This window comes from Rhizobium sp. CIAT894, assembly GCF_000172795.2.
In the GTDB taxonomy this organism is placed as follows: domain Bacteria; phylum Pseudomonadota; class Alphaproteobacteria; order Rhizobiales; family Rhizobiaceae; genus Rhizobium.
Window position 1 is genome coordinate 4,155,116 of sequence record NZ_CP020947.1, and the last position, 21,775, is coordinate 4,176,890.

24 protein-coding genes are annotated in these 21,775 nt (G+C 62.7%); 10 read left to right on the plus strand and 14 right to left on the minus strand.

Features of this window, described 5'->3' with window-relative positions; all coding sequences use genetic code 11:
* Positions 1-13 precede the first annotated feature (13 nt).
* Genes sdhA through sdhC form a run of 3 tightly spaced genes read right to left on the minus strand, consistent with a single transcriptional unit; the run spans position 14 to position 2,649 of the window.
* On the minus strand, positions 14-1,855 hold the full coding sequence (sdhA, locus tag RHEC894_RS20405; RefSeq protein WP_085738627.1) for a succinate dehydrogenase flavoprotein subunit: 1,842 nt from the start codon (positions 1,853-1,855) through the stop codon (positions 14-16).
* Between the two features lie 7 nt (positions 1,856-1,862).
* The gene (sdhD, locus tag RHEC894_RS20410) at positions 1,863-2,243 is read right to left on the minus strand and encodes a succinate dehydrogenase, hydrophobic membrane anchor protein (RefSeq protein WP_003567272.1); all 381 of its coding nucleotides are present in this window, start codon (positions 2,241-2,243) and stop codon (positions 1,863-1,865) included.
* 10 nt (positions 2,244-2,253) lie between these two features.
* Complete coding sequence (sdhC, locus tag RHEC894_RS20415) at positions 2,254-2,649, minus strand: succinate dehydrogenase, cytochrome b556 subunit (protein WP_010068745.1); 396 nt, start codon at positions 2,647-2,649, stop codon at positions 2,254-2,256.
* 436 nt (positions 2,650-3,085) lie between these two features.
* Between sdhC and RHEC894_RS20420 the strand changes: the two genes are divergently transcribed.
* Positions 3,086-3,580 (plus strand): hypothetical protein, encoded by a 495-nt coding sequence (locus RHEC894_RS20420; protein WP_010068744.1) that lies wholly within the window; start codon positions 3,086-3,088, stop codon positions 3,578-3,580.
* A 3-nt stretch (positions 3,581-3,583) separates the two neighbouring features.
* Here the strand turns inward: RHEC894_RS20420 and RHEC894_RS20425 are convergent, their stop codons facing one another.
* The 5 genes from RHEC894_RS20425 to tsaD are packed head-to-tail and all read right to left on the minus strand — an operon-like array spanning position 3,584 to position 7,063.
* Entirely contained in the window at positions 3,584-4,237 is a 654-nt protein-coding gene (locus RHEC894_RS20425; protein ID WP_085738628.1) for a methyltransferase, read from the minus strand.
* Positions 4,234-4,665: an EVE domain-containing protein gene (locus RHEC894_RS20430; RefSeq protein ID WP_085738629.1), complete on the minus strand. Its 432-nt coding sequence runs from the start codon at positions 4,663-4,665 to the stop codon at positions 4,234-4,236. Before RHEC894_RS20430 ends, RHEC894_RS20425 begins: the two co-directional genes overlap by 4 nt.
* Positions 4,666-4,667: 2 nt before the next feature.
* Positions 4,668-4,961: a YciI-like protein gene (locus RHEC894_RS20435; protein WP_085738630.1), complete on the minus strand. Its 294-nt coding sequence runs from the start codon at positions 4,959-4,961 to the stop codon at positions 4,668-4,670.
* A gap of 9 nt (positions 4,962-4,970) precedes the next feature.
* Complete coding sequence (locus RHEC894_RS20440; protein WP_085738631.1) at positions 4,971-5,954, minus strand: NAD(P)H-dependent glycerol-3-phosphate dehydrogenase; 984 nt, start codon at positions 5,952-5,954, stop codon at positions 4,971-4,973.
* Positions 5,951-7,063, minus strand: coding sequence for a tRNA (adenosine(37)-N6)-threonylcarbamoyltransferase complex transferase subunit TsaD (gene tsaD, locus RHEC894_RS20445; RefSeq protein ID WP_085738632.1), 1,113 nt, complete (start codon positions 7,061-7,063; stop codon positions 5,951-5,953). Before tsaD ends, RHEC894_RS20440 begins: the two co-directional genes overlap by 4 nt.
* 72 nt (positions 7,064-7,135) lie before the next feature.
* Here tsaD and hemC point away from each other — a divergent pair, with 72 nt between their 5' ends.
* The 6 genes from hemC to RHEC894_RS20475 all read left to right on the plus strand — a co-directional run bounded on the left by hemC (position 7,136) and on the right by RHEC894_RS20475 (position 12,998).
* Positions 7,136-8,065 (plus strand): hydroxymethylbilane synthase, encoded by a 930-nt coding sequence (gene hemC, locus RHEC894_RS20450; RefSeq protein ID WP_085738633.1) that lies wholly within the window; start codon positions 7,136-7,138, stop codon positions 8,063-8,065.
* Between the two features lie 7 nt (positions 8,066-8,072).
* Complete coding sequence (locus tag RHEC894_RS20455) at positions 8,073-8,777, plus strand: uroporphyrinogen-III synthase (protein WP_085738634.1); 705 nt, start codon at positions 8,073-8,075, stop codon at positions 8,775-8,777.
* A gap of 68 nt (positions 8,778-8,845) precedes the next feature.
* Positions 8,846-10,138, plus strand: coding sequence for a COG4223 family protein (locus RHEC894_RS20460; RefSeq protein WP_206427882.1), 1,293 nt, complete (start codon positions 8,846-8,848; stop codon positions 10,136-10,138).
* Between the two features lie 4 nt (positions 10,139-10,142).
* The gene (locus RHEC894_RS20465; RefSeq protein WP_085738636.1) at positions 10,143-11,753 is read left to right on the plus strand and encodes a heme biosynthesis protein HemY; all 1,611 of its coding nucleotides are present in this window, start codon (positions 10,143-10,145) and stop codon (positions 11,751-11,753) included.
* A 17-nt stretch (positions 11,754-11,770) separates the two neighbouring features.
* Positions 11,771-12,256, plus strand: coding sequence for a TerB family tellurite resistance protein (locus RHEC894_RS20470; protein WP_010066424.1), 486 nt, complete (start codon positions 11,771-11,773; stop codon positions 12,254-12,256).
* Positions 12,225-12,998 carry a glutamine amidotransferase gene (locus RHEC894_RS20475; protein ID WP_085738637.1) on the plus strand — a complete coding sequence of 258 codons (774 nt, stop codon included), beginning with the start codon at positions 12,225-12,227 and terminating at the stop codon, positions 12,996-12,998. Before RHEC894_RS20470 ends, RHEC894_RS20475 begins: the two co-directional genes overlap by 32 nt.
* A gap of 21 nt (positions 12,999-13,019) precedes the next feature.
* On the opposite strand, the gene RHEC894_RS20480 is transcribed toward RHEC894_RS20475, so the two are convergent.
* On the minus strand, positions 13,020-14,255 hold the full coding sequence (locus tag RHEC894_RS20480; RefSeq protein ID WP_085738638.1) for an MFS transporter: 1,236 nt from the start codon (positions 14,253-14,255) through the stop codon (positions 13,020-13,022).
* Between the two features lie 140 nt (positions 14,256-14,395).
* Here RHEC894_RS20480 and RHEC894_RS20485 point away from each other — a divergent pair, with 140 nt between their 5' ends.
* Positions 14,396-14,686, plus strand: a complete 291-nt coding sequence (locus RHEC894_RS20485; protein ID WP_003543619.1) for a YggT family protein — start codon at positions 14,396-14,398, stop codon at positions 14,684-14,686.
* Positions 14,683-14,994, plus strand: coding sequence for a DUF167 domain-containing protein (locus RHEC894_RS20490; RefSeq protein WP_010067328.1), 312 nt, complete (start codon positions 14,683-14,685; stop codon positions 14,992-14,994). The genes RHEC894_RS20485 and RHEC894_RS20490 overlap by 4 nt, the downstream gene beginning before the upstream one ends.
* 13 nt (positions 14,995-15,007) lie before the next feature.
* Here the strand turns inward: RHEC894_RS20490 and ppa are convergent, their stop codons facing one another.
* From ppa to RHEC894_RS20510, 4 genes are all read right to left on the minus strand, one after another.
* On the minus strand, positions 15,008-15,544 hold the full coding sequence (gene ppa, locus RHEC894_RS20495) for an inorganic diphosphatase (protein ID WP_003589783.1): 537 nt from the start codon (positions 15,542-15,544) through the stop codon (positions 15,008-15,010).
* Between the two features lie 147 nt (positions 15,545-15,691).
* On the minus strand, positions 15,692-16,198 hold the full coding sequence (locus tag RHEC894_RS20500; RefSeq protein WP_085738639.1) for a GNAT family N-acetyltransferase: 507 nt from the start codon (positions 16,196-16,198) through the stop codon (positions 15,692-15,694).
* Between the two features lie 198 nt (positions 16,199-16,396).
* Positions 16,397-18,217 (minus strand): translational GTPase TypA, encoded by a 1,821-nt coding sequence (typA, locus tag RHEC894_RS20505; protein ID WP_003567330.1) that lies wholly within the window; start codon positions 18,215-18,217, stop codon positions 16,397-16,399.
* Positions 18,218-18,374: 157 nt separating this feature from the next.
* Positions 18,375-20,462, minus strand: a complete 2,088-nt coding sequence (locus tag RHEC894_RS20510; RefSeq protein ID WP_085738640.1) for a M3 family metallopeptidase — start codon at positions 20,460-20,462, stop codon at positions 18,375-18,377.
* Positions 20,463-20,670: 208 nt separating this feature from the next.
* Here RHEC894_RS20510 and RHEC894_RS20515 point away from each other — a divergent pair, with 208 nt between their 5' ends.
* Positions 20,671-21,102: a hypothetical protein gene (locus RHEC894_RS20515; RefSeq protein WP_085738641.1), complete on the plus strand. Its 432-nt coding sequence runs from the start codon at positions 20,671-20,673 to the stop codon at positions 21,100-21,102.
* Here the strand turns inward: RHEC894_RS20515 and RHEC894_RS20520 are convergent, their stop codons facing one another.
* On the minus strand, positions 21,103-21,744 hold the full coding sequence (locus RHEC894_RS20520) for a LysE family translocator (RefSeq protein WP_085738642.1): 642 nt from the start codon (positions 21,742-21,744) through the stop codon (positions 21,103-21,105).
* Positions 21,745-21,775: the final 31 nt, after the last annotated feature.

Genomic DNA, 21,775 nt, shown 5'->3' on the forward strand with positions numbered 1-21,775 from the left:
GTTCCTCTTGAAATCAGTACACGCGAGCTTTCGGCTCGATCTTATGCGGATCGATGCCTTCGGCGATGAGCTCGGTGTGAACCGGCCGATAATCGAGCTTCACATTGCCCGCCTCGTTCACCCAGGCGAGCGTGTGCTTGCGCCAGTTGAGGTCGTCGCGGCCGGCGAATGCACCTTCGGTATAATCCTCGCGGGCATGCGAACCGCGGCTCTCCTTGCGGGCCTCGGCGCCGTAGATCGTCGTGATGGCGTTGGCCATCAGGTTCTGCAGTTCGAGTGTTTCCACCAGGTCGGAGTTCCAGACCATCGAACGGTCGGTGACCTTGATATCCTGCATCTCGCCCCAGATCGCCGAAATGCGCCGGCAGCCGGATTCCAGCGAGTCCTGCGTGCGGAACACGGCAGCGTCTTCCTGCATGGCGCGCTGCATCTTCTCGCGCAGCACAGCCGTCGGCGTGCCGCCGCTGGCGTGACGCAGACCGTCAAAGCGGTCCATGATCTTGTCGCAGGCAGCGACGTTGAGATGCGGGATCGGCGCTGCGCGGTCGATGACTTCGCCGGCGCGGATCGCAGCGGCGCGGCCGAAGACCACGAGGTCGATCAGCGAGTTGGAGCCGAGGCGGTTGGCGCCGTGCACCGAGGCGCAGCCGGCCTCACCGACAGCCATCAGGCCCGGAATGATCCGCTCCGGATTGGCGCTGTCGGCGTTCAGCACTTCGCCCCAGTAGTTCGTGGGAATGCCGCCCATATTGTAGTGAACGGTCGGCAGAACCGGGATCGGCTCGCGCGTGACGTCGACGCCGGCAAAGATCTTGGCACTCTCGGAAATCCCCGGCAGGCGTTCATGCAGCACAGCCGGATCGAGATGGTCGAGATGCAGGAAGATATGATCCTTGTTCTTGCCGACGCCGCGGCCTTCGCGGATCTCCAGCGTCATGCAGCGCGAAACGACGTCGCGCGAGGCAAGGTCCTTGGCCGAGGGCGCATAACGCTCCATGAAGCGTTCGCCCTCGGAATTGACGAGGTAGCCGCCTTCGCCGCGTGCGCCCTCGGTGATCAGACAGCCCGAACCATAGATGCCGGTCGGGTGGAACTGGACGAATTCCATGTCCTGCAGCGGCAGGCCGGCGCGCGCCACCATGCCGCCACCGTCGCCGGTGCAGGTATGGGCAGACGTTGCCGAGAAATAGGCGCGGCCGTAGCCGCCGGTTGCCAACACCACCATCTTGGCAGCGAAGCGATGGATCGTGCCGTCATCGAGGCACCAGGCGACGACGCCGGTGCAGCGGCTGCCGTCTTCCGACATGATCAGGTCGAGCGCGAAATACTCGATGAAGAATTCGGCATTGTGGCGCAGCGACTGGCCGTAGAGCGTATGCAGGATGGCGTGGCCGGTGCGGTCGGCAACGGCGCAGGTGCGCTGCACCGGCGGGCCTTCGCCGTAATTCTGCATGTGGCCGCCGAACGGGCGCTGATAGATCTTGCCTTCCTCGTTGCGCGAGAACGGCACGCCGTAATGCTCGAGCTCATAGACCGCCTTCGGCGCTTCCATGGTGAGATACTGCATGGCGTCGACGTCGCCGAGCCAGTCGGAACCCTTGACGGTGTCGTAGAGGTGCCACTGCCAGCTGTCGGGCGTCATGTTGCGCAGCGAGGCGGCAATGCCGCCCTGGGCGGCGACCGTGTGCGAGCGGGTCGGGAATACCTTGGTGATGCAGGCCGTGCGGAACCCCTGCTCGGCCATCCCCAGCGTGGCGCGCAACCCCGCGCCGCCGGCGCCGACGACGATCACGTCGTAGGAGTGATCGATATATTTGTAGGCCTTGCCGTTCTGGGCGGGTGAAGTCGGTGCCATATCGAGCTTATCCTACAAATGCGATTTTCAGAATGGCGAAAAGACAGAGGCCGGCGATCAGGATCGCGAAGAAGGTGTTCAGCATTAAGAGAGCGATCTTGCCGAACTCCCCATGCACGTAATCCTCGATGATGACCTGCATGCCGAGCTTCATGTGGATGACGCCTGAGATCACCATCAGCCCCATGACGACCGCGACGAACGGGTTCGACAGCGCGCGGACCACATCCGCATAGGGCGCGCCGGCATAGGCGATCATGAAGAAGAGGAAGAACAGGATGAGCGGAACATTGGCGACGGCCGTCAGACGCTGGCGCCAGAAATGGTCCGTGCCGTCCTTGGCGGAGCCGAGCCCGCGAACCTTGCCGAGGGGAGTGCGCATATCCATGAGAGGACCTTCAGAAGCGAATGAGGAAGCCGATCACCCAGACCAGCACGGTCAGACAGAGCGACCCGATGATGTTGGCGATGGCGAGCTTGGTCGAGAATTCCTTCCCGAAGCCGTAGCCGAGATCCCACATGAAGTGGCGGAAGCCGCCGAGCATGTGATGCAGCAGCGCCCAGGTATAGCCGAGCAGCACGAACTTGCCGAGGAGGCTGCCGAGCACCCAGTTGGCCCAGTCATAGGAGCCCTGGCCGCTCGCTGCCGCGATCAGCCACCAGGCGACCAGCAGCGTGCCGACGTAAAGCGCCCCACCGGTAATGCGGTGGACGATGGACATGACCATGGTGGGAATAGGTTTGTAGATTTGCAAATGCGGCGACAGGGGCCGATTATTTGTCACGTTCGCCATCAGAACCTCGCGGCGGCTTCTCTGCGCTCCCGGATTTCGGAGCATGCTCAGTCAACCACACGAATGACAAAATTCTCTGTGTGCGTTGCATCAATTGCGACGTTTAATCACCGAAAACGCCGACGACAAGCACAATCGCTGTCTGCATTTAATTTAATCGATTCGGGTTACCGGGAAGTTTGCCGGCATGAGCAACTCCAGGAAAATGCGAAGCGGCTTTCCCGGGCAAGACGCGACGCGATTTTGCCGGCAATCGGGCAAAAACCAAGGATTGGAGGGATCTGCGCGTCGACGGGAAACTGAGCCCTTCTCACAAAACTGGCCTTTTGCGCTCAATATTTATCGCGTTCTTCCCCTGCACATGGACAAGCCACGGCTTTTGGCGCAATCTGGCGTTAACGATTTGTTAACGATTGGAATTTCGGAGGCCGGCGCCATGTTTCGCAGTCTGTCCGTCGTCACCCTGCTTGCCCTGTCCGCGATCGTCGCACTTCCGGCAACGGCCGGCGAGCGCCGCCACGGCGAGCGCTTTTTCGGCCATCGCCACACTTTCCACAACGGATTGTTTCTTGGCGAACGTGCGGGCTGGCGCAATCGCGGCCTCCGTTTCGATCATGCTTTCGGCCCCCGATACGTCAGGGACCGGATGCCGTTCCTGAAGCGGTTTTCATCCCCGGCGACAAATCGTATCGCCCGCGGCCCTCTGGTCATCATCGCACCCCAAGCGCCGGGTGGCGACAGCGGCGGCACCTATTCCGGCTCTTCCTATGCCTATCAGGTCGACGGCGGAACTTATGTCGGCGGCAACGGCTATGGATATGGTCCCGCGGCGCGGCCCGAGCCGCAGGCCCCGAAGGCGAAGGTCATCGACGTCGCCGTCCAGGACGACCCTTGCGCCTACGAGGCCAATGTCTGCGTCATCCGGCCTTGATATTCAGGAACCGGCGCCGAAGCGCCACACTGTCGTCTTCTTGATTTCGCTATCCTCCAGCGCCCGCGTTACCGGCACTTCATAGACCGCGCAGTATTCCAGCCGATCTCTAGGCAGGTAGCTGCGGCCAGGGTCGCCGACCAGCACCAATTTGCCGTCGGCCGCCAGCGTCGCGAGCCATGGAACGAGCGCAGCGGCGAAAGCGCTGTCGTAGAAGACGTCGCCGGCAAGCACGATATCCGCATCGACGGCCCGGCCGATCAGGTCGGCGCCGGTAAACCCGAGCGAAACGTGATTGACCTGCGCATTCAGCCGGACTGCGGCCTCCGCCCAGGGATCGATATCACAGGCCGTGACCTCAAGGGCGCCGGCCATGACGGCCGCAATGCCGACGAGGCCGGAGCCGCTGGCGAAATCCAGCACGCGCTTGCCGCGCACCATCTCCACATTATCGAGGATGTAGCGCGCCAGCCCCTGCCCTCCCGCCCAGGCAAAAGCCCAGAAGGGCGGCGGCAGGCCGATCGCTTCCAGCTCCTCCTCCGTCTTCAGCCAGAGTTCATGCGCTTCGCTTGCCAGATGCAGCGAAATCTCCGGCACATGCGGCGGCGCCATCACGCTGGTATTGGCGCGTATGAAGGCTTCGGGATCGGTTTTCAACGCGGCGGATTGTCCAGCCCGCCCATGCGGCAGACTTCGAGATATTCTTCCTCGGTCACCGGCTGTACCGAAAGCCGCATCGAGGTGACGAGCGCCATCTTGGCCAGCTTCTCGCTCGCTTTGACATCCTTCAGCGTGACCGGCTTGGGCATATCCATGACCGCGCGGATATCGACGCAATCCCATTTCGGATCGTCCTTGGCGGTGGAATCGGGATGCGACAGCGCGCAGACTTCGACAATGCCGACGATCTCCAACCCGTCATTGGAGTGATAGAAGAACCCCTTGTCGCCGATCTGCATCGCCCGCATGTTGTTGCGCGCCAGATAATTGCGCACGCCGGTCCATTCCGTGCCCTTGTCGCCGGCAGCCTTCTGCTGCTCCCAGGACCAGGCAGCGGGTTCGGATTTATAGAGCCAGTGCGCCATGCTTATGCTTCCGGTTTGTTGAAGACCCAGTTGTAGGCCTTGACGTCGACGCTTTCGAACAGCCCCGCCTTGGCGTAAGGATCGGCATCGGCGAGCGCACGCGCCGCCTCCTTCGTCTCCGCTTCGACGATGATCAGGCTGCCGCAGGCTTTGCCCTCGTCATCGAGAAACGGGCCGGCGATCTTCAGCGTGCCCTTGGCGTTCAGCCCGTTCAGATAGTCGAGATGCGTCGGACGCGTCTCCATGCGCACGTTCAGATGGCCTGGCTTGTCCTTGCAGAGAAGGGCGAAAAGCATGTCTGTCTCCTATTCGGTGGTGATCGGGCGCGTCATCAGTTGCTCGATCGCTTCTGCTATATCGAGCCTGCCGTCGATGATGGCGGAAACGGCATGGGTGATCGGCATGCTGATCGCAAGCTCTGCGGCAAGCCGCGCGGCGACGGAGGCGGCGAGCGCGCCTTCGACCAGCGCGCCCTGCAGCGGATCGACCTTTTCGCCGCGCCCGAGCGCGATGCCGAAGCGCAGGTTTCGCGATTGATGGCTGGTCGCCGTCAGCACCAGGTCGCCGAGGCCGGAAAGCCCGCGCACCGTATCGGCCTGGCCGCCCTTGGCGACGACGAAACGCGACATTTCCGCAAGCCCGCGGGCAATCAGCGCCGCCCGCGCGGAATCGCCGATGCCGCGGCCTTCGACAATGCCGCAGGCAATCGCCAGCACATTCTTCAGCGCACCGCCGAGCTGCACGCCGATCCGGTCATTGGAGGCGTAGAGCCGAAAAGTCCGGCCGGATATCGCCTGGGCGAGCCGCTCCGCTGTCTCCATGTCTTCAGCCGCGATCGCCATCGCCGTCGGCAGGCCCTTGGCGATATCGGCGGCGAAACCCGGGCCGGACAGCACGGCGACGGAATGGTTCGGCAGTTCCCGTTCCAGCATGTCGGTCAGAAGATTGCCGGTCGCCCGCTCGATGCCCTTGGCGCAGGTGACGACGACGGCATCCTTGGCAAGATAAGGACCATATTGCCGCGCCGCATCGGCCTGCGCCTGCGACGGCATCGCAAAGAGCACGATGGAGGCGTCGGCAATCGCATCCGCTTCGGCGGAAAATTTGAGCGTATCGGGCAGGAGAATGCCGGGCAGCACCGCATCATGCAGGCGTTCGGCATTCAGATCGGCAATCAGCGACGGATCGCGCCCGACAAGCGTCACCGCGCTGCGGCCGGCAAGGGCGATGACGGCGGCAAGCGCCGTGCCGAAAGCCCCAGATCCGACGACGGCGATGTTTTCGCTCATGCCTTGGCCCCTCGTTTTCCGAATCCGATCAGCGTTTCCGCATTGGAATCGAGCGGCCAGCGCGAACGCGGCTGGACGTCGAGTGGATCAGGCGCAGCACCTGTCGCCATCCGCTCCAGCCCCGCCCAGGCGATCATCACCGCATTGTCGGTGCAGAGGCTGAGTGGCGGCGCGATGAAGCGGAAGCCGTTCTTGTCGCAAAGCGCCTGCAATGTGGCGCGCAATTCGAGATTGGCGGCCACACCGCCGGCAACGACCAGCGCCGGCTTCTCGCCGGTCGATGGGCCGGTCGCCTCTGGAAATTCCGTCTTGAACCGCTGCAATCCACGGCCGATGCGGTCCTTCAGCGTGCGCGAAATCGCCTTCTGGAACGAGGCGCAGATATCCGCCACGTCCTGATCGCTGAGCGGCGCGATATCCTGTGCCGCCTGCCGCACCGCGGTCTTCAGGCCGGAGAAGGAGAAGTCGAGTCTTGCCTCGCCGACCAGCGGCCGTGGAAACGCGAAACGATCGGGATTGCCGTCCCGCGCCATCCGTTCCACCGCCGGGCCGCCCGGATAGGGCAGGCCGAGCAGCTTTGCCGTCTTGTCGAAGGCCTCGCCGAGCGCATCGTCGATCGTCGTGCCCCAGCGCTCGTATTCTCCAACGCCGCGCACCAGGATAAGCTGGGTATGGCCGCCGGAGACGAGCAGCATCAGATAGGGAAAGGAAAGCCCGTCCGTCAGCCGCGCCGTCAGCGCATGGCCTTCGAGATGATTGACTGCATAAAGCGGTTTGCCGGCGGCTCTGGCGATCGCCTTGCCGGTCATCAATCCCACCAGCAGCCCGCCGATCAGCCCCGGCCCCGACGTGGCGGCAATGGCATCGACCTCGGCGAGCGACACATTGGCGCGCGTCAGCGCCTCTTCGATCAGTTCGTCCAGCGCCTCGACATGGGCGCGGGCAGCAATCTCCGGCACCACGCCGCCATAGGCGCTATGCTCGTCGAGCTGGGAAAGCACCACATCCGACAGCACCCTGGAATGCCCGTCGGCATCGCGCTCGACGACCGCCGCGGCGGTCTCATCGCAGCTCGTTTCGATGCCAAGGATGCGCAGAAAGGGAACCATGAGGCCTGTTCGTTGATTGCGATGGGATGGAAACCCGTTTACGAGAACTCCGGTAACAACGGAATAGAGCGGATGCAAACAAAACCTTTCCGGATCGGCACGCGCGGCAGCCCGCTGGCGCTCGCCCAGGCGCACGAGGCCCGCGACAGGCTGATGGCAGCCCATCATCTGCCCGAGGAAATGTTCGAGATCGTCGTGCTGACGACCAAGGGCGACCGCATCACCGACCGGTCGCTCTCCGAGATCGGCGGCAAGGGCCTCTTCACCGAGGAACTCGAACAGAAGCTCGCAGCCGGCGAACTGGATTTCGCCGTGCACTCCGCCAAGGACATGCCGACCAATCTGCCGGACGGCCTTCATCTTTCCGCCTATCTGCCGCGCGAGGATATCCGCGACGCCGTCGTCGGCCGCACCGCGCCCAAGCTGATCGACCTGCCGCATGGCGCCACAGTCGGCTCCTCCTCGCTCCGCCGCCAGGCGCTGATCCGCCGCATGCGGCCGGATATCAACGTCATCACCTTCCGCGGCCTTGTGGAAACGCGCCTGCGCAAGCTCGAAGAGGGTCAGGTCGATGCGACTCTATTGGCGCTTGCCGGCCTGAAACGGCTTGGGAAGGTTGAGGTTATCACAGATATTCTCGATCCCGACAGTTTCCCGCCGGCGCCGGCGCAGGGGGCGATCTGTATCGAAAGCCGCATCGGCGACATCAGGATCGACGATCTGCTGGCGCCGGTCAACGATGCCGCGACCTTCGACACCGTCTCCTGCGAGCGCGCCTTTCTCGCCGCGCTCGACGGCTCCTGCCGCACGCCGATCGGCGGCTATGCCGTCTGCGAAGGCGATCTGATCCGCTTCTCCGGCCTCATCATCACCCCCGACGGCCGCAGCCAGCATGCGGTGACGACCGACGGCCATCGCCGCGATGCGGCAGCCCTCGGCACCCGCGCCGGCCAGGACGTGCGCGCCAGGGCCGGCAGCGCCTTCTTCGACGACTGGCACTGACGCGGCCATGCGCGTGCTCGTCACCCGCCCCGCGCATTCGGCTGAAAAAACCGCACAACGTTTGCGCGATATGGGCCACGAACCGCTGCTGCTGCCGCTGCGCCGACCGGTGCATGACAGCGCCGCCGCCGCACGTGCGCTTGCAGCCAGCCGCGGCCCGATCGCCGTAACCAGCGCCGAAGCCGTGGGGGTCATCTCCACTCTTGGTGAGCAACTTCGTCCGCATCTTGCCCGCCCGCTTTTCGCCGTCGGGGAGACGACTGCGGAAGCAGCACGCAGCCTCGGCTTCCGCTCGGTCGCTTCGTCCCGAGGCAATGGCCGCGATCTCGCCGAGCTCGTCGGCGCGCAGATAGAGGACTTGCTCTACCTTGCCGGCACGCCGCGTGCGGAAACCTTCGAAGCAGGATTGCGTGAGCTCGGCGTCCGCTTTTCGGTCGCTGAATGTTATCGCATGCAGCCGGTTGCCCCCGGCCCGGCCGAGATCGAAGCGATTTTTGCGGGCGGTCTGCCGGAGGCGGTTCTCTTCTATTCCCGACAGACGGCCGAGGATTTTTTCAACGTGACGGAACTCCGCTCGGCCCTGTCGGAGGAAAGCGGAATCCGCCTTCTCTGCCTCAGCGAGGCGGTGGCGCAAGCCGTCCCGGCGGCTTTGAAAAAAAATGCGGCGATTGCGCCGATGCCGGATGAGATAAGTCTTTTGTCGCTGCTTTGAATGCTCCAACCGCCCAAATTTGATCTAACCTCTTCCCTTAATTGGCATCACTGTCTAGTTTCGTTGCAATGCAGGATAAAGAGGACCTCATGGTATCGGGAAACCCGCCACGCCATTCCAAGAGCGCCGACAAGCCGGTCACGATCGACCTCGAAGCACAGGATTTCGCCTCTGCAGCCGATACCGAAAAGCCGGTGGAGAATGATGTCGGCGATGCCGACCGCACCAAAGCCGGCATGCCGCCCGAAACCGAAGCCGCACCGCTGAGCGAACATGAACGGGCCGAGTTCGAACCGGCCGAACACCAGGACCAGTCTGAAATGGATGCGCAGGCGGAGGAGCCGGCAGCCCCGGAACCGTCCTTCACGCCCCCTCCCGAACAGCCGGCGCCGCGCGGGCCCGGCACTTCCGGCCTCATCGCCGCCGGCATCTTCGGCGGCCTCGTGGCGCTGCTTGGTGCAGGCGCCATTCAATATGCCGGTTATCTCCCGGGTTCCTCCGCGCCGCAGACGACCTCGCCTGAGACCGCCGATCTTTCCGGCGAGATCGACGGCCTGAAACAGACCGTCGCCAATCTCGCCGCCAACCCGCCGGGCACAAAGGACGACGCGCTTGAAAAGCGTATCGCGGCGCTGGAAACCGCTGCCGGGGCACCGTCAGCCGGCACGCCCGCCGATTCGGCAAATGTCGAGGCGCTCAACCAGAAGATTGCCGAGCTCAGCGGTCAGCTCGACCAGTTGCGCGCCACGCTCGCCCAATCCTCCGAACAGCAGACGACCAGCGGCGCGGATATCACCAAGCGGCTGGAAGAGGCCGAAAAAAAGCTGAACGAGCCGCGCCAGGATGTCGCCGTCGCCAAGGCGATTGCGGCCGCCGCCCTCAAGGCGGCGATCGATCGCGGCGGCCCGTTCCTGGCCGAGCTTGATACTTTCGCCGGTGTTGCGCCCGACGATCCCGCAGTTGCCGACCTGCGCAGCTTTGCCGAGACCGGCATTCCCTCGCGCGCCGAACTCGTGCGGCAGGCTCCCGACGTTGCAACCGCGATCGTCGAAGCCGTCAACCAGCCGGATCCGAACCAGAGCTGGTCGGACCGGCTGATGTCGAGCGCCAAGTCGCTGGTCACGGTCCGTCCCATCGGCAATATCGAGGGCGAAAGTGTCGAAGCAATCGCCGCCCGCATGGAGGACAAGGTGAAGAACGGCGATCTGCCAGGCGCCTCTGCCGAATGGAACGCTCTGCCGGCCGTGGGCAAGCAGGCATCCGCCGCTTTCAAGCAGTCGCTCGAAGCACGCATCCGCGTCGAGGAACTCGTCGGCGGGGCGCTGTCAAAAGCGGTTTCCGGCACCGGCAAGGAAGGATAAGACCATGCTGATCCGTCTTGTCGCCTTCGCCCTCTTCGTGCTGGCTCTCGCCTATGGCTTCTCCTGGCTTGCCGATCGTCCCGGTGACCTGTCGCTGATCTGGGAGGGCCAGATCTATCAGACCAAACTGATCGTCGCCGCCAGCGCGATCATCGCTCTGATTGCCGCCGTCATGCTCGTCTGGTGGTTCATCCGCCTGGTCTGGACCTCGCCGCATTCGGTGACCCGTTATTTCCGCGCCCGCAAGCGCGATCGCGGTTATCAGGCGCTGTCGACCGGCCTGATCGCCGCCGGCGCCGGCAATGCGCTGCTCGCTCGCAAGATGGCCGCCCGCTCGCGCGGCCTCATCCGCGCCGATCAGGAGCCGCTGATCAACCTGCTCGAGGCCCAGGCCGCCCTGATCGAAGGCCGTCATGACGAGGCCCGCGCCAAATTCGAGGCCATGGCCAACGATCCCGAGACCCGCGAGCTCGGCTTGCGCGGCCTCTATCTGGAGGCCCGCCGGCTCGGCGCCAACGAGGCCGCCCGCCAATATGCCGAAAAGGCCGCCGACAATGCGCCCTATCTGCCCTGGGCCGCACAGGCGACACTCGAATATCGCAGCCAGGCCGGCCGCTGGGACGATGCGATCCGCCTGCTCGAGCAGCAGAAGGCCGCCCGGGTCGTCGAGAAAGCCGAAGCCAACCGCCTGCACGCCGTCCTTCTGACGGCGCGCGCCGGCGAGAGGCTGGAAGGCAACCCGGCCGGCGCCCGCGACGATGCCCTGCAGGCGCTGAAACTCGCCGCCGATTTCATTCCGGCAGCCCTCATTGCCGCAAAGGCGCTGTTCCGCGAAGGCGGCCTGCGCAAAGCCGCCTCGATCCTCGAGCAGGCCTGGAAGTCGGCACCGCATCCCGAGATCGGCCAGGCCTATGTCAGGGCGCGCAGCGGCGATTCCACCCTCGACCGGCTGAAGCGGGCCGAGCGGCTGGAGGGGCTGCGTCCGAATAATGTCGAATCCCTTCTCGTCGTCGCCCAGGCAGCGCTAGACGCGCAGGAATTTGCCAAGGCCCGCGCCAAGGCGGAAGCGGCGGCGCGCATGCAGCCGCGTGAAGCCGCCTTCCTGCTGCTGGCAGACATCGAGGAAGCCGAAACCGGAGACCAGGGTCGCGTGCGCCATTGGCTGGCCCAGGCGCTGAAAGCCCCGCGCGATCCGGCCTGGGTGGCGGATGGTTTCGCCTCCGACAAATGGCTGCCGGTGTCGCCGGTGACCGGCCGCCTCGACGCCTTCGAGTGGAAGGCCCCCTTCGGCCAGATCGAGGGTCCGCTCGAAGACGGTGCGACGCCCGCCGCAATCGAAACCGCCCTGAAGACCCTGCCGCCGCTGCGCGACGTCAGGCCGGAAAGCCCGGTCAACGATCATCGCATCATCGAGCTGGAGCGCGCTGCGACGATTGCCGAGGCGGTGCGCCCGGCACCGGCGCCGGCAAAACAGAAGCCTGCCGAACCGGCCGCCGGCGATAAGGCGCCCGCACAGAACGACGCAAAGCCTTTCTTTGGCGGGCTGCCGGATGATCCCGGCGTTCGCGATCCCAGGGCGGAATCGGAACCCAGGACACGGCTCCGCCTTTTCTGAAATGGAACGAAAACCGCATGTTCGAACGCTTTCAGGCATTCTTCCAGAAGCTCACCGCCGACCACCCGAAAAAGGGTTTTGCCCCTGACGATCCGCGCATTGCGGTGGCGGCACTCTGCATGCAGGTGATGGAGGCCGACGGTCAGATCAAAGCCAGCGAGAAGAAGCGACTGCGCAAGCTGTTGAAGGAACAGTATGCGCTCGACGGCAAGCAGCTTGACGCCCTGATCGCCGCCGGCCTCGAGGCCGAAAGCTCCGCCGTCGACTATTATCGCTTCACCGCCGACCTGAAACGCCATCTGAACACCGAGCAGCGGCTGGAGCTGATCGGCATTCTCTGGGACATCGTCTATGCCGATGGCGAACGCAGCGAAATGGAAGACCATGTGATCTGGCGTATCGCCGACCTGCTCGGCGTCTCCTCACGCGAGCGCATCCAGAAGCGGCAGGAGGCCGCCGCCAGGGTGACAGATGTCCAGGTTGCGCAAGATGACAGCGACTGAGCAAAACGCCAACCGCGACCGGCGCCCGATCCTCATCGTCCTGCATCAGGAACGGTCGAGTCCCGGCCGTGTCGGCCAGTTGCTCGTCGAAAAGGGCTACCGCCTCGATATCCGCCGCCCGGTTCTCGGCGAGCCGCTGCCGGCGACGCTGAAAGATCATGCCGGCGCCGTCGTCTTCGGCGGGCCGATGAGCGCCAATGATCCCGAGGACTTCGTCAAGAAGGAGATCGACTGGATCGACATTCCCTTGCGGGAAAAACGCCCCTATCTCGGCATCTGCCTCGGCGCGCAGATGCTGGTGCGTCAACTCGGCGGCAAGGTGCAGTCGAATGCCGACGGCTCGACGGAGATCGGCTGGTATCCGCTGCACCCGACCGAGAAGGGCCGGCTGCTGATGCACTGGCCGAGGATGGTCTATCATTTCCACCGCGAGGGCTTCGAGCTGCCGCACGGCGCCGATCTTCTGGCCGAAGGCGATGCCTATCCCAACCAGGCCTTCCGCTACGACGGCAACGCCTGGGGCCTGCAATTCCATGCCGAACTCACCCGGGTGATGATGCACCGCTGGGTCGTGCATGGCGCGCATCGCTTCATTCTGCCGAACGCCCAGCAGGGCCGCGAACATCTCGAAGGCCGCATGCTGTTCGACGCGCCGCTGAAAGCCTGGCTGAGCGAATTCCTCGATATCGTCTTCGAAGGCAAGACGGCGAAAGCCGCACCCCCGATCACGCTTCCCGCATAAGGCGTCGTTCGGCAGGAGCCTCTATGTGCTGGGCGCGTCGAGCGTATCGATCTGCCGCAATTTCGGGAAACTCGAAGCCCAGATCGCCGCCACGGCAAGCGTTCCGATCCCGCCGATAACAACCGCCGGCACCGCACCGAAGATCGATGCCATCGTGCCCGCCCTGAATTCCCCAAGTTCGTTCGAAGCGCCGACGAAGACCATGTTGACTGCATTGACGCGGCCGCGCAGGTGATCCGGCGTCCAGAGCGCGATCAGGCTCTCCCGCACATAGACCGACACCATGTCGGCTGCCCCCATAAGCGCCAGCGCCGCGATCGAGACCTCAGTGTTGGTCGAAATGCCGAAGACGATCGTTCCCAGACCGAACAAGGCGACGCCGATGAACATATAGAGACCGGCGCGGTGTTTCAGCGGATAGGCGGCAAGGAAAATTGCCATGACGATAGCGCCGAGCCCTGGCGCCGCGCGCAGCAGCCCGAGGCCCCAGGGACCGAGCGTCAGAATATCGCGGGCGAAGATCGGCATCAGTGCGGTGGCGCCGCCGAGCAGCACGGCGAAGAGATCGAGGGAGATCGCCCCGAGCACCACCCTTTCGGCGCGGATGAAGCTGAAGCCGCCGAGGATCATCGCCCAACTCTTGGCCTCGCCCGTCGTCTTCTGCTCCGGCTTCGGGATCATGTAGAGAAGAGCCGCGCCGAGGATGGAGAAAATCACCGCCACCGTATAGGCCGTCGCGGCGCTGACGCCGTAGAGCAGACCGCCGATCACCGGCCCGGTGATCGCCGCGAGCTGCCAGGACGACGAGTTCCAGGCGATCGCATTGGAAAGCGCATGCTCCGGCACGAGGTTGGGCGCGAGAGACTGCACCGCCGGCGACATGAAGGCGCGTTCGATGCCGAAGATCAGAAGCACGGCGAAAACCGGCAGGGGCGTGAAGCTGCCCATGACAGTCATGACAAGCAGCGCCAGCGTGCAAAGCGCGCTCACCAGCGAGCAGAGAGCGGCAATCGCCCGGCGATTGTGCCGGTCGGCCACCGAACCGGTGACGAGGATGAGCAGCAGCGACGGCAGGAACTGCACCAGCCCGATCAGGCCGAGATAGATCGCCTTGCCCGTCTGATCATACATCTGCCAGCCGACGGCGACGCTGACGATCTGCTGCGAGAAGGACAGCAGGAAGCGCGCGAAGAAGAACCGTGTGTAGGACGAATGCCGGAACGCGGCAAAACGGTCTCCGGTGGGCGAAAACGACATCGGGTGTTTTCCGAGGAGACGGGCGCCGGAATAGCTGCAAGGCCGCCCGTTAAACATGATTCACCGCGCGTTCCCACACGGCACTTGCTCGTTTAGTCGCCAATGTCTACATGTCTGTCAACAACGAATTGGAGAAGACGATGTTTGCGCTGTTTCAAACCATTGATTTGGCTTTGAATATTTACACCTGGATCCTGATTGCCAGTGCCATTTTTTCCTGGCTCTATGCCTTTAACGTCATCAACTCCAGCAATCAGTTCGTCAATTCGGTCGGCACATTCCTCTATAACGTCACTGAGCCGGTGCTGAAGCCGATCCGCAGCCGGTTGCCGAACCTTGGCGGCATCGACATTTCGCCGATCATCCTGCTGCTGATTATCTTCTTCCTGCGCACCTTGCTTTGGACCACGCTGTACCCGCTGGTCGCTTGAGCCGTCCCTGGAAGCAATTCGACGATCATCTGCGCCTCGCCGTCCGGCTGACGCCGAATGGCGGGCGTGACGCGATCGATGGCATCGAGGCCGACGGCGAGGGCGAGACTTTCCTGAGGGCGCGCGTCACATCCGTCCCGGAAAAGGGCAAGGCCAACAAGGCCCTCATCCTTCTCGTCGCCCAATCGCTGCGCATCCCCAAATCCAGCATCAGCCTCGTCTCGGGCGAGACCGCGCGCAAAAAAATCCTCCGGATCGACGGCGATCCGGAGGATTTGGCAAAAAAGCTCGAAACGCTTTTAGGCTGAATAAGCTGAATAATCAGCCCTTCGTCGTCTTGGCGCGCTCGACGGCTTCGAGGATGAGCTGGCCGGCTTCCTTGGAATCGCCCCAGCCGTAGATCTTCACCCACTTGCCGGGCTCCAGATCCTTGTAGTGCTCGAAAAAGTGCTCGATCTGCTTCAGCGTGATTTCCGGAAGATCGGTATAGTCCTTCACCTTCTCATAGCGCAGCGTCAGCTTCGGCGACGGCACGGCGATGATCTTCTCGTCCTTGCCGGAATTGTCTTCCATCTTCAGGACGCCGATCGGGCGCACATTGATGACACAGCCCGGAACCAGCGGACGGGTGCTGGCGATCAGCACGTCGATCGGGTCGCCGTCCTCAGACAGCGTGTGCGGCACGAAACCATAATTGCCCGGATAGGTCATCGGCGTGTAGAGGAAACGATCGACGACCAGCGTGCCGGCTTCCTTGTCCATTTCATACTTGATGGGATGGCCGCCGACAGGAACCTCGACGATAACGTTGACGTCCTCAGGTGGATTATTACCGATGGAAATGGCGTCGATGCGCATAGGAACTCCCGCGAGGTTGAATTGCTCGCAGCCAGATAATCAGTTTCATGCGGCAACGCAACATTTGACATCACCAATGCGTGATGGCACCGGCGCAAAGAGGTCAAAACTTTGGAATAGGCGGTCGGCCAAGGCCGACCAAACCGGTCAGTTCCAGATGAAGCCGATCTTCTTCAACTGCTTGTGGTCGAAATTTTCCATGCCTTCGCAGAAATCGACACCGCCGTGATTGCGGTAGAAGCGGCTGGCGGTCTCGTTATCCTCGAGGCACCAGACGACCAGCCCCTTGCAGCCGAGCGACTTCAACAGCCGGCGCGCCTCGCCGAACAGCATCCTGCCGAGGCCGATGCCCTGATATTCGGGGCGGAGATAAAGCTCGTAAATCTCGCCTTCCTGCGGCAGAGCGCGGGCGCGATTGAGGCCGAGCGTGGCGTAGCCGGCAACCGTTCCGGCAACATCGAGAACCAGGAGCGTTGCCGGTCCGCGCGTCGCCTTGCGCCACCAGGTTTCCCCGCGCCGCTCGATCATCTGTGTCAGCGCCCGATGCGGAATGATGCCCGCATAGGTGTGCTGCCAGGCGAGCCTGTGGGTTTCCGATATGGCCCGGGCATCGTGCGGTTCGGCCCGCCGGACATCGATCGACAACGTCTTCATAACGTTTACTCTGGTCCTGCCAAAGGCAATTAACCATATGCGGCCAGCGCATCGTGATCGATTGCCCACAGACTTGATATGTGGACGACAGATAAATTTTAACGCTTTTTTAACGATTGTCACAAGTCGGAATCAGCGCAGCGCACAACAAAAAACCCCGGCAGCAAGGCCGGGGTTTCAAATGCTGTTTCCAAGGGCTCAAAGAGCCGCTTTGGACTTTTCGAAACGCTTGCGATCGTTTGCGTCGAGATACATCTTGCGCAGACGAATGTTCTTCGGCGTCACTTCCATCAGTTCGTCATCCTGGATCCAGGAGAGCGCGCGATCGAGCGTCATGCGGATCGGCGGCGTCAGCTTCACCGCTTCGTCCTTACCGGCAGCGCGGATGTTGGTGAGCTGCTTGCCCTTCAGCACGTTGACTTCAAGGTCATTGTCGCGCGAATGGATGCCGATGATCATGCCGGCATAGACCTTTTCGCCCGGCTCGATGATCATCGGGCCGCGATCTTCCAGGTTGAACATCGCATAGGCGACGGCTTCGCCGGAAGCGTTGGCGAGCAGCACGCCGTTGACGCGGCCACCGATCACACCCTTGTAGGGCTGGTAGTCGTGGAACAGGCGGTTCATGATCGCCGTGCCGCGCGTATCGGTCAGCAGTTCCGACTGATAGCCGATCAGGCCACGGGTCGGTGCGTAGAAACGCAGGCGAAGACGGTTGCCGCCCGACGGACGCAGCTCGACCATTTCGGCCTTGCGCTCGGACATCTTCTGCACGACGACACCCGAATGTTCTTCATCGACGTCGACGACGACTTCTTCGATCGGCTCGAGAAGCTGGCCGCTTTCATCCTTGTGCATCACGACGCGCGGACGCGACACGGCAAGCTCGAAGCCTTCGCGACGCATGGTTTCGATGAGAACAGCAAGCTGAAGTTCGCCGCGACCGGACACGTAGAACGAGTCCTTGCCTTCGGCTTCTTCGATCTTCAGCGCGACGTTGCCCTCGGCTTCCTTGAAGAGACGGTCGCGGATGACGCGGCTCGTTACCTTGTCGCCTTCGGTGCCGGCCAGCGGGCTGTCGTTGACGATGAAGGACATGGTGACCGTCGGCGGGTCGATCGGCTGCGCCTTCATGGCTTCCGAGACCGCCGGATCGCAGAAGGTGTCGGCGACGGTGCCCTTGGAGAGGCCGGCGATCGCGACGATGTCGCCTGCATGCGCTTCTTCGATCGCCGTGCGCTCGATGCCGCGGAAGGCGAGGATCTTGGAGATGCGGCCGGTTTCGATCAGCTTGCCATCCTGGCCGAGAACCTTGACGGCCTGGTTCGGCTTGATCGAGCCCGATGCGATGCGACCGGTGATGATGCGGCCGAGGAAGGGGTTGGCTTCGAGGATCGTGCCGATCATGCGGAACGGGCCTTCTTCGACCGTCGGCTCCGGGACATGCTTGAGCACCAGGTCGAGAAGCGGTGCAAGGCCCTCGTCCTTCGGGCCTTCCGGATTGACGTTCATCCAGCCGTCGCGACCGGAACCATAGAGGATCGGGAAATCCAGCTGCTCGTCGGTCGCGTCGAGATTGGCGAAAAGATCGAAGACTTCGTTGATGACTTCTTCGTGGCGGCCATCCGGACGGTCGATCTTGTTGATCGCGACGATCGGGCGAAGGCCGACCTTCAGCGCCTTGGAGACGACGAACTTGGTCTGCGGCATCGGGCCTTCGGAGGAGTCGACGAGAACGATGGCGCCATCCACCATCGAGAGAATGCGCTCGACCTCACCGCCGAAGTCGGCGTGGCCGGGGGTGTCGACGATGTTGATGCGGACACCCTTCCACTCGACCGAGGTTGCCTTGGCGAGAATGGTGATGCCGCGTTCTTTTTCGAGATCGTTCGAGTCCATCACGCGTTCGGCGACACGCTGATTTTCGCGGAACGAGCCGGACTGTTTCAGAAGCTCGTCCACCAGGGTCGTCTTGCCATGGTCAACGTGCGCGATGATCGCGATATTGCGAAGTGCCATATGTCAAATCTCTGAGGCTGGGGCGCACGCTCGTGAGGACGCGCCTATTAGTTTGGGGCGTCCATACAGTTTTTTTTGCGTTTGCGAAAGGGGGGAACGCGCGAAAGCTGCGGCATGGCTGCTGCCATGCCGCATCGAAGCGTGTCATCAAATTGTCTTAGGCGTCGCTGCCTGTCAATTCCTCGAAGGTTGAAAGTCCCTTTTTCAGAAGCATCGCATTCGGGCTCGGCAGCTTGCCGCGGAAGGCCTTGTACGCATCCTCCGGATCGACCGAGCCGCCGACAGAATAGATGTTTTCCTTGAGCTTGCGCGCCATCGCGCCGTTGAAGGCGTCTCCCGTCTCCTCGAAGGCAGCGAAAGCGTCGGCGTCGAGCACCTCCGACCACATGTAAGAGTAATAGCCGGCCGAATAACCGCCGGAAAAGATGTGCTGGAAGTGCGGCGTCGCATGGCGCATGACGATCGATTTCGGCATGCCGATCTCGGCCAGCACCTCCGCCTGCACCGCCATCGGGTCGGCGACCGCCTCCCGCGTGTGAAAGGCCATATCGACAAGCGCCGACGAGGTGAACTCGACGGTGTTGAAGCCGGCATTGAAGGTGCGGGCGGCCAGTACCTTGTCGAGCAGCGCCTGCGGCATCGGCTCGCCGGTTTCGACATGCACGGCATAACGCTTCAGAATATCGGGCACCGTCAGCCAGTGCTCATAGAGCTGCGACGGCAGCTCTACGAAGTCGCGCGAAACGCCGGTGCCGGAGACGGATGGGTAGGTGACGTTGGAAAGCATGCTGTGCAACGCGTGGCCGAATTCGTGGAACAGCGTGCGCGCATCGTCGAGCGACAGCAGCGCCGGCCTGCCTTCCGCCGGCTTGGCGAAGTTGCAGACATTATAGATGATCGGCAGCTCGCCGTGGCGGCCGTTCTTCAGTTCCAGCCTGTGCTGCGATTGCAGCGAGCTCATCCAGGCGCCTGATCGCTTCGAGCCGCGAGCGAAATAATCGCCGAGGAAGAGAGCAACCAGCCTGTCTTCGCGATCCCTGATTTCAAACACCCGGACATCCGGGTGATAGGCGGCCACATCCTTCTTCTCGACGGCGCGGATACCGAACAGCCGGCCGGCCACATCGAAGCAGGCCTCGATGATCTTCTCGAGCTGCAGATAGGGCTTGAGCTCGGCCTCGGAGAAGTCGAACTTCCGCGCCCGGATCTTTTCGGCATAGTGGCGCCAGTCCCATGGCATCACCTCGTGATTGCGCCCCTCCTCGGTAATCAGCGCCGATATATCGGCCTCTTCCTCGCCGGCGCGCTTCACTGCTCGCGCCCAGACGGCTTTCAGCAGATCGTTCACCGCACCCGCCGTCTTCGCCATGGTGTTGTCGAGCTTCAGCTCGGCGAAATTGCCGTAACCGAGCAGTGTCGCCACCTGATGACGCAGGGCCAGGGTCTGCCTGATGACGGCTCGATTGTCCGTCGCGCCGTCATTTTCGCCGCGCGCCACCCATGCCTTGAAAGCCTGCTCGCGCAGATCGCGGCGCTCCGAGAAGGTCAGGAACGGCTCGATGATCGAGCGTGACAGCGTCACCGCATATTTACCCTCTTCGCCGCGTTCGCGCGCTGCCGCCGCCATTGCGTCGCAAAGGAATTCCGGCAGTCCGTCGAGCTCGGCTCCATCGGAAAGCACCAGCGCCCAGGCCGTCTCGTCGGCCAGCACGTTCTGCCCGAATTGCGTCCCGAGGCCGGCAAGCTTTTCATTGATCGCCGCGAGCTTCTCCTGCTCGGCCTTCTCGAGCTTGGCGCCCGACTTGACGAAGCCTTTCCAGTGGCGCTCCAGCACGCGCGCCTGTTCGAGCGTCAGGCCAAGGCTCTCACGTTTTTCCCAGAGCGTGTCGATGCGGGCGAAAAGTGCCGCATTCATCCCGATCTTCGAATAGTGGCGCGACATTTTCGGCGAGATCTCCCGCTCCAGCGCCTGGATCACGTCATTGGTATGGGCGCCCGCCTTGTTCCAGAAAAGTGCGGAAACGCGCGACAGCGCATCGCCGGCGATCTCCAGCGCCACGACCGTATTGTCGAATGTCGGGGCATCGCCGTTGGCGGCGATTTCGTCGATCTCCGCTTCATGGGCGGCAAGCGCCGCATCGAAGGCAGCGGCAAAATCGCCGTCGTCGACAGCATCGAAACGCGGCAGGCCGTGAAGACCGTCCCAGTTGACCAGCGCCGGATTGACATTGCGGGGAGAAGACATCGGAGAATTCCTTTTTGGCATGCAGGTGGATCGTCATATAGGAGAGCCGCCCTGGAATTGGTATGTTGCAGGCAAGCGCCTTTCGCCTCGCCTGCCAAATCTGGTGGACAAAAATTGACGCGCTAGAATTAACCATTTGTTAACGATTGACGCGAATCACGCGCAGGCGCTAGTTTCTGGATATTCTTCCTGTAAGGGGACATGCGTCATGGAAATTTTTTCTGTGCGGTCTTCTCAGAGTTTGCTATTTAAAAACAATCCTAATAACGCAAAAACTTCGAAGACCTCTGATATTGAAATCGAGACCAAGGCTCCAGCCCCGGCCTCATTCCAGATCGAAGACAATCTCGACGAAGGGCCGGATTTCACAGCGGTCAGCCCCGGAGAGCTGCGCAATTACGCACGCCAGAGCTTCGACAGCGGCCTGATCGATCAGAATACCTACGCAGCGATCTCAGAACCCCTGCCGATGCATGCGATCGATCCGCTCGGCAACGTCATCGATCTCTCCAGCGTCACCGACGGCACCAGCTTCAACTTCCTCGATTATTACAAGAGCCAGCTCCAGGTCGCCATGTCGATCGGCGATCCCGACGAGGTTCGGACGCTGAATTCGATCGTCAATTTTCTAGACGGCTGATCAGGCCTTGCGCCAGCCGAGCAGGCCGGGTGTGGCATGCCACAAGGCCTGGGCGGCAAAACCCATGAAGAGCACGCCGGAGCAACGCACGATCAGCCGCTCATGGGCGCGATAGAAGCGCCGCACCGCGCCCGCGCCGATGACGCCGATCAGGATGATGTCGGCCGTGACGAACCCGACGAAGGACACGCCGAGCAGCAGCGGGAGCGCCTCGAAATCGAGCGCCCCGGCCGAGCCTGCAACCAGTGCGGTGAAGGTGGCGAGCGCCACCGGATAACCCTTCGGATTGGTGACGCCGAAGATCAGCCCGCGGCGAAACGGCCTCTCGACCATCACGAGAGCCTGCCCTTCGGCTTTCGGCTTGGCGTTGACGGCGTTCCAGCCGATCCAGGCGAGATAGAAACCGCAGGCAAGGCCGAGCAGATCGAAGACGAAGGTTCCGATCGTCTTGGCCCCGACGATCGCGATCAGCGCCAGCGACGACCAGATGAGATCTCCGACCAGATGCCCCATCATGAAGAAGGCGCCGGCCTTGCGGCCCTGCCCGGCGCCGATGCCGAGCAGTTGCAGGAAGGCGGGTCCGGGAATGAGCACGTAGAAGAGTGCCGCCAGAAAGGCGCCGAAGACCAGGGACTGGGTCATGGAAATACTCCGGAGGATGATTTGGCAGACT

Excerpts from the sequence above, each read along its gene's own strand:
- RHEC894_RS20480 (WP_085738638.1), bottom strand. The coding sequence starts at position 14,255 with ATGTCGTTTTCGCCCACCGGAGACCGTTTTGCCGCGTTCCGGCATTCG.
- RHEC894_RS20465 (WP_085738636.1), top strand. The coding sequence starts at position 10,143 with ATGCTGATCCGTCTTGTCGCCTTCGCCCTCTTCGTGCTGGCTCTCGCC.
- typA (WP_003567330.1), bottom strand. The coding sequence starts at position 18,217 with ATGGCACTTCGCAATATCGCGATCATCGCGCACGTTGACCATGGCAAG.
- RHEC894_RS20485 (WP_003543619.1), top strand. The coding sequence starts at position 14,396 with ATGTTTGCGCTGTTTCAAACCATTGATTTGGCTTTGAATATTTACACC.
- sdhA (WP_085738627.1), bottom strand. The coding sequence starts at position 1,855 with ATGGCACCGACTTCACCCGCCCAGAACGGCAAGGCCTACAAATATATC.
- RHEC894_RS20435 (WP_085738630.1), bottom strand. The coding sequence starts at position 4,961 with ATGCTTTTCGCCCTTCTCTGCAAGGACAAGCCAGGCCATCTGAACGTG.
- hemC (WP_085738633.1), top strand. The coding sequence starts at position 7,136 with ATGCAAACAAAACCTTTCCGGATCGGCACGCGCGGCAGCCCGCTGGCG.
- RHEC894_RS20515 (WP_085738641.1), top strand. The coding sequence starts at position 20,671 with ATGGAAATTTTTTCTGTGCGGTCTTCTCAGAGTTTGCTATTTAAAAAC.
- RHEC894_RS20420 (WP_010068744.1), top strand. The coding sequence starts at position 3,086 with ATGTTTCGCAGTCTGTCCGTCGTCACCCTGCTTGCCCTGTCCGCGATC.
- RHEC894_RS20475 (WP_085738637.1), top strand. The coding sequence starts at position 12,225 with ATGTCCAGGTTGCGCAAGATGACAGCGACTGAGCAAAACGCCAACCGC.
- RHEC894_RS20460 (WP_206427882.1), top strand. The coding sequence starts at position 8,846 with ATGCAGGATAAAGAGGACCTCATGGTATCGGGAAACCCGCCACGCCAT.
- RHEC894_RS20430 (WP_085738629.1), bottom strand. The coding sequence starts at position 4,665 with ATGGCGCACTGGCTCTATAAATCCGAACCCGCTGCCTGGTCCTGGGAG.
- ppa (WP_003589783.1), bottom strand. The coding sequence starts at position 15,544 with ATGCGCATCGACGCCATTTCCATCGGTAATAATCCACCTGAGGACGTC.
- sdhC (WP_010068745.1), bottom strand. The coding sequence starts at position 2,649 with ATGGCGAACGTGACAAATAATCGGCCCCTGTCGCCGCATTTGCAAATC.
- tsaD (WP_085738632.1), bottom strand. The coding sequence starts at position 7,063 with ATGGTTCCCTTTCTGCGCATCCTTGGCATCGAAACGAGCTGCGATGAG.
- sdhD (WP_003567272.1), bottom strand. The coding sequence starts at position 2,243 with ATGGATATGCGCACTCCCCTCGGCAAGGTTCGCGGGCTCGGCTCCGCC.
- RHEC894_RS20470 (WP_010066424.1), top strand. The coding sequence starts at position 11,771 with ATGTTCGAACGCTTTCAGGCATTCTTCCAGAAGCTCACCGCCGACCAC.
- RHEC894_RS20510 (WP_085738640.1), bottom strand. The coding sequence starts at position 20,462 with ATGTCTTCTCCCCGCAATGTCAATCCGGCGCTGGTCAACTGGGACGGT.
- RHEC894_RS20500 (WP_085738639.1), bottom strand. The coding sequence starts at position 16,198 with ATGAAGACGTTGTCGATCGATGTCCGGCGGGCCGAACCGCACGATGCC.
- RHEC894_RS20455 (WP_085738634.1), top strand. The coding sequence starts at position 8,073 with ATGCGCGTGCTCGTCACCCGCCCCGCGCATTCGGCTGAAAAAACCGCA.
- RHEC894_RS20520 (WP_085738642.1), bottom strand. The coding sequence starts at position 21,744 with ATGACCCAGTCCCTGGTCTTCGGCGCCTTTCTGGCGGCACTCTTCTAC.
- RHEC894_RS20440 (WP_085738631.1), bottom strand. The coding sequence starts at position 5,954 with ATGAGCGAAAACATCGCCGTCGTCGGATCTGGGGCTTTCGGCACGGCG.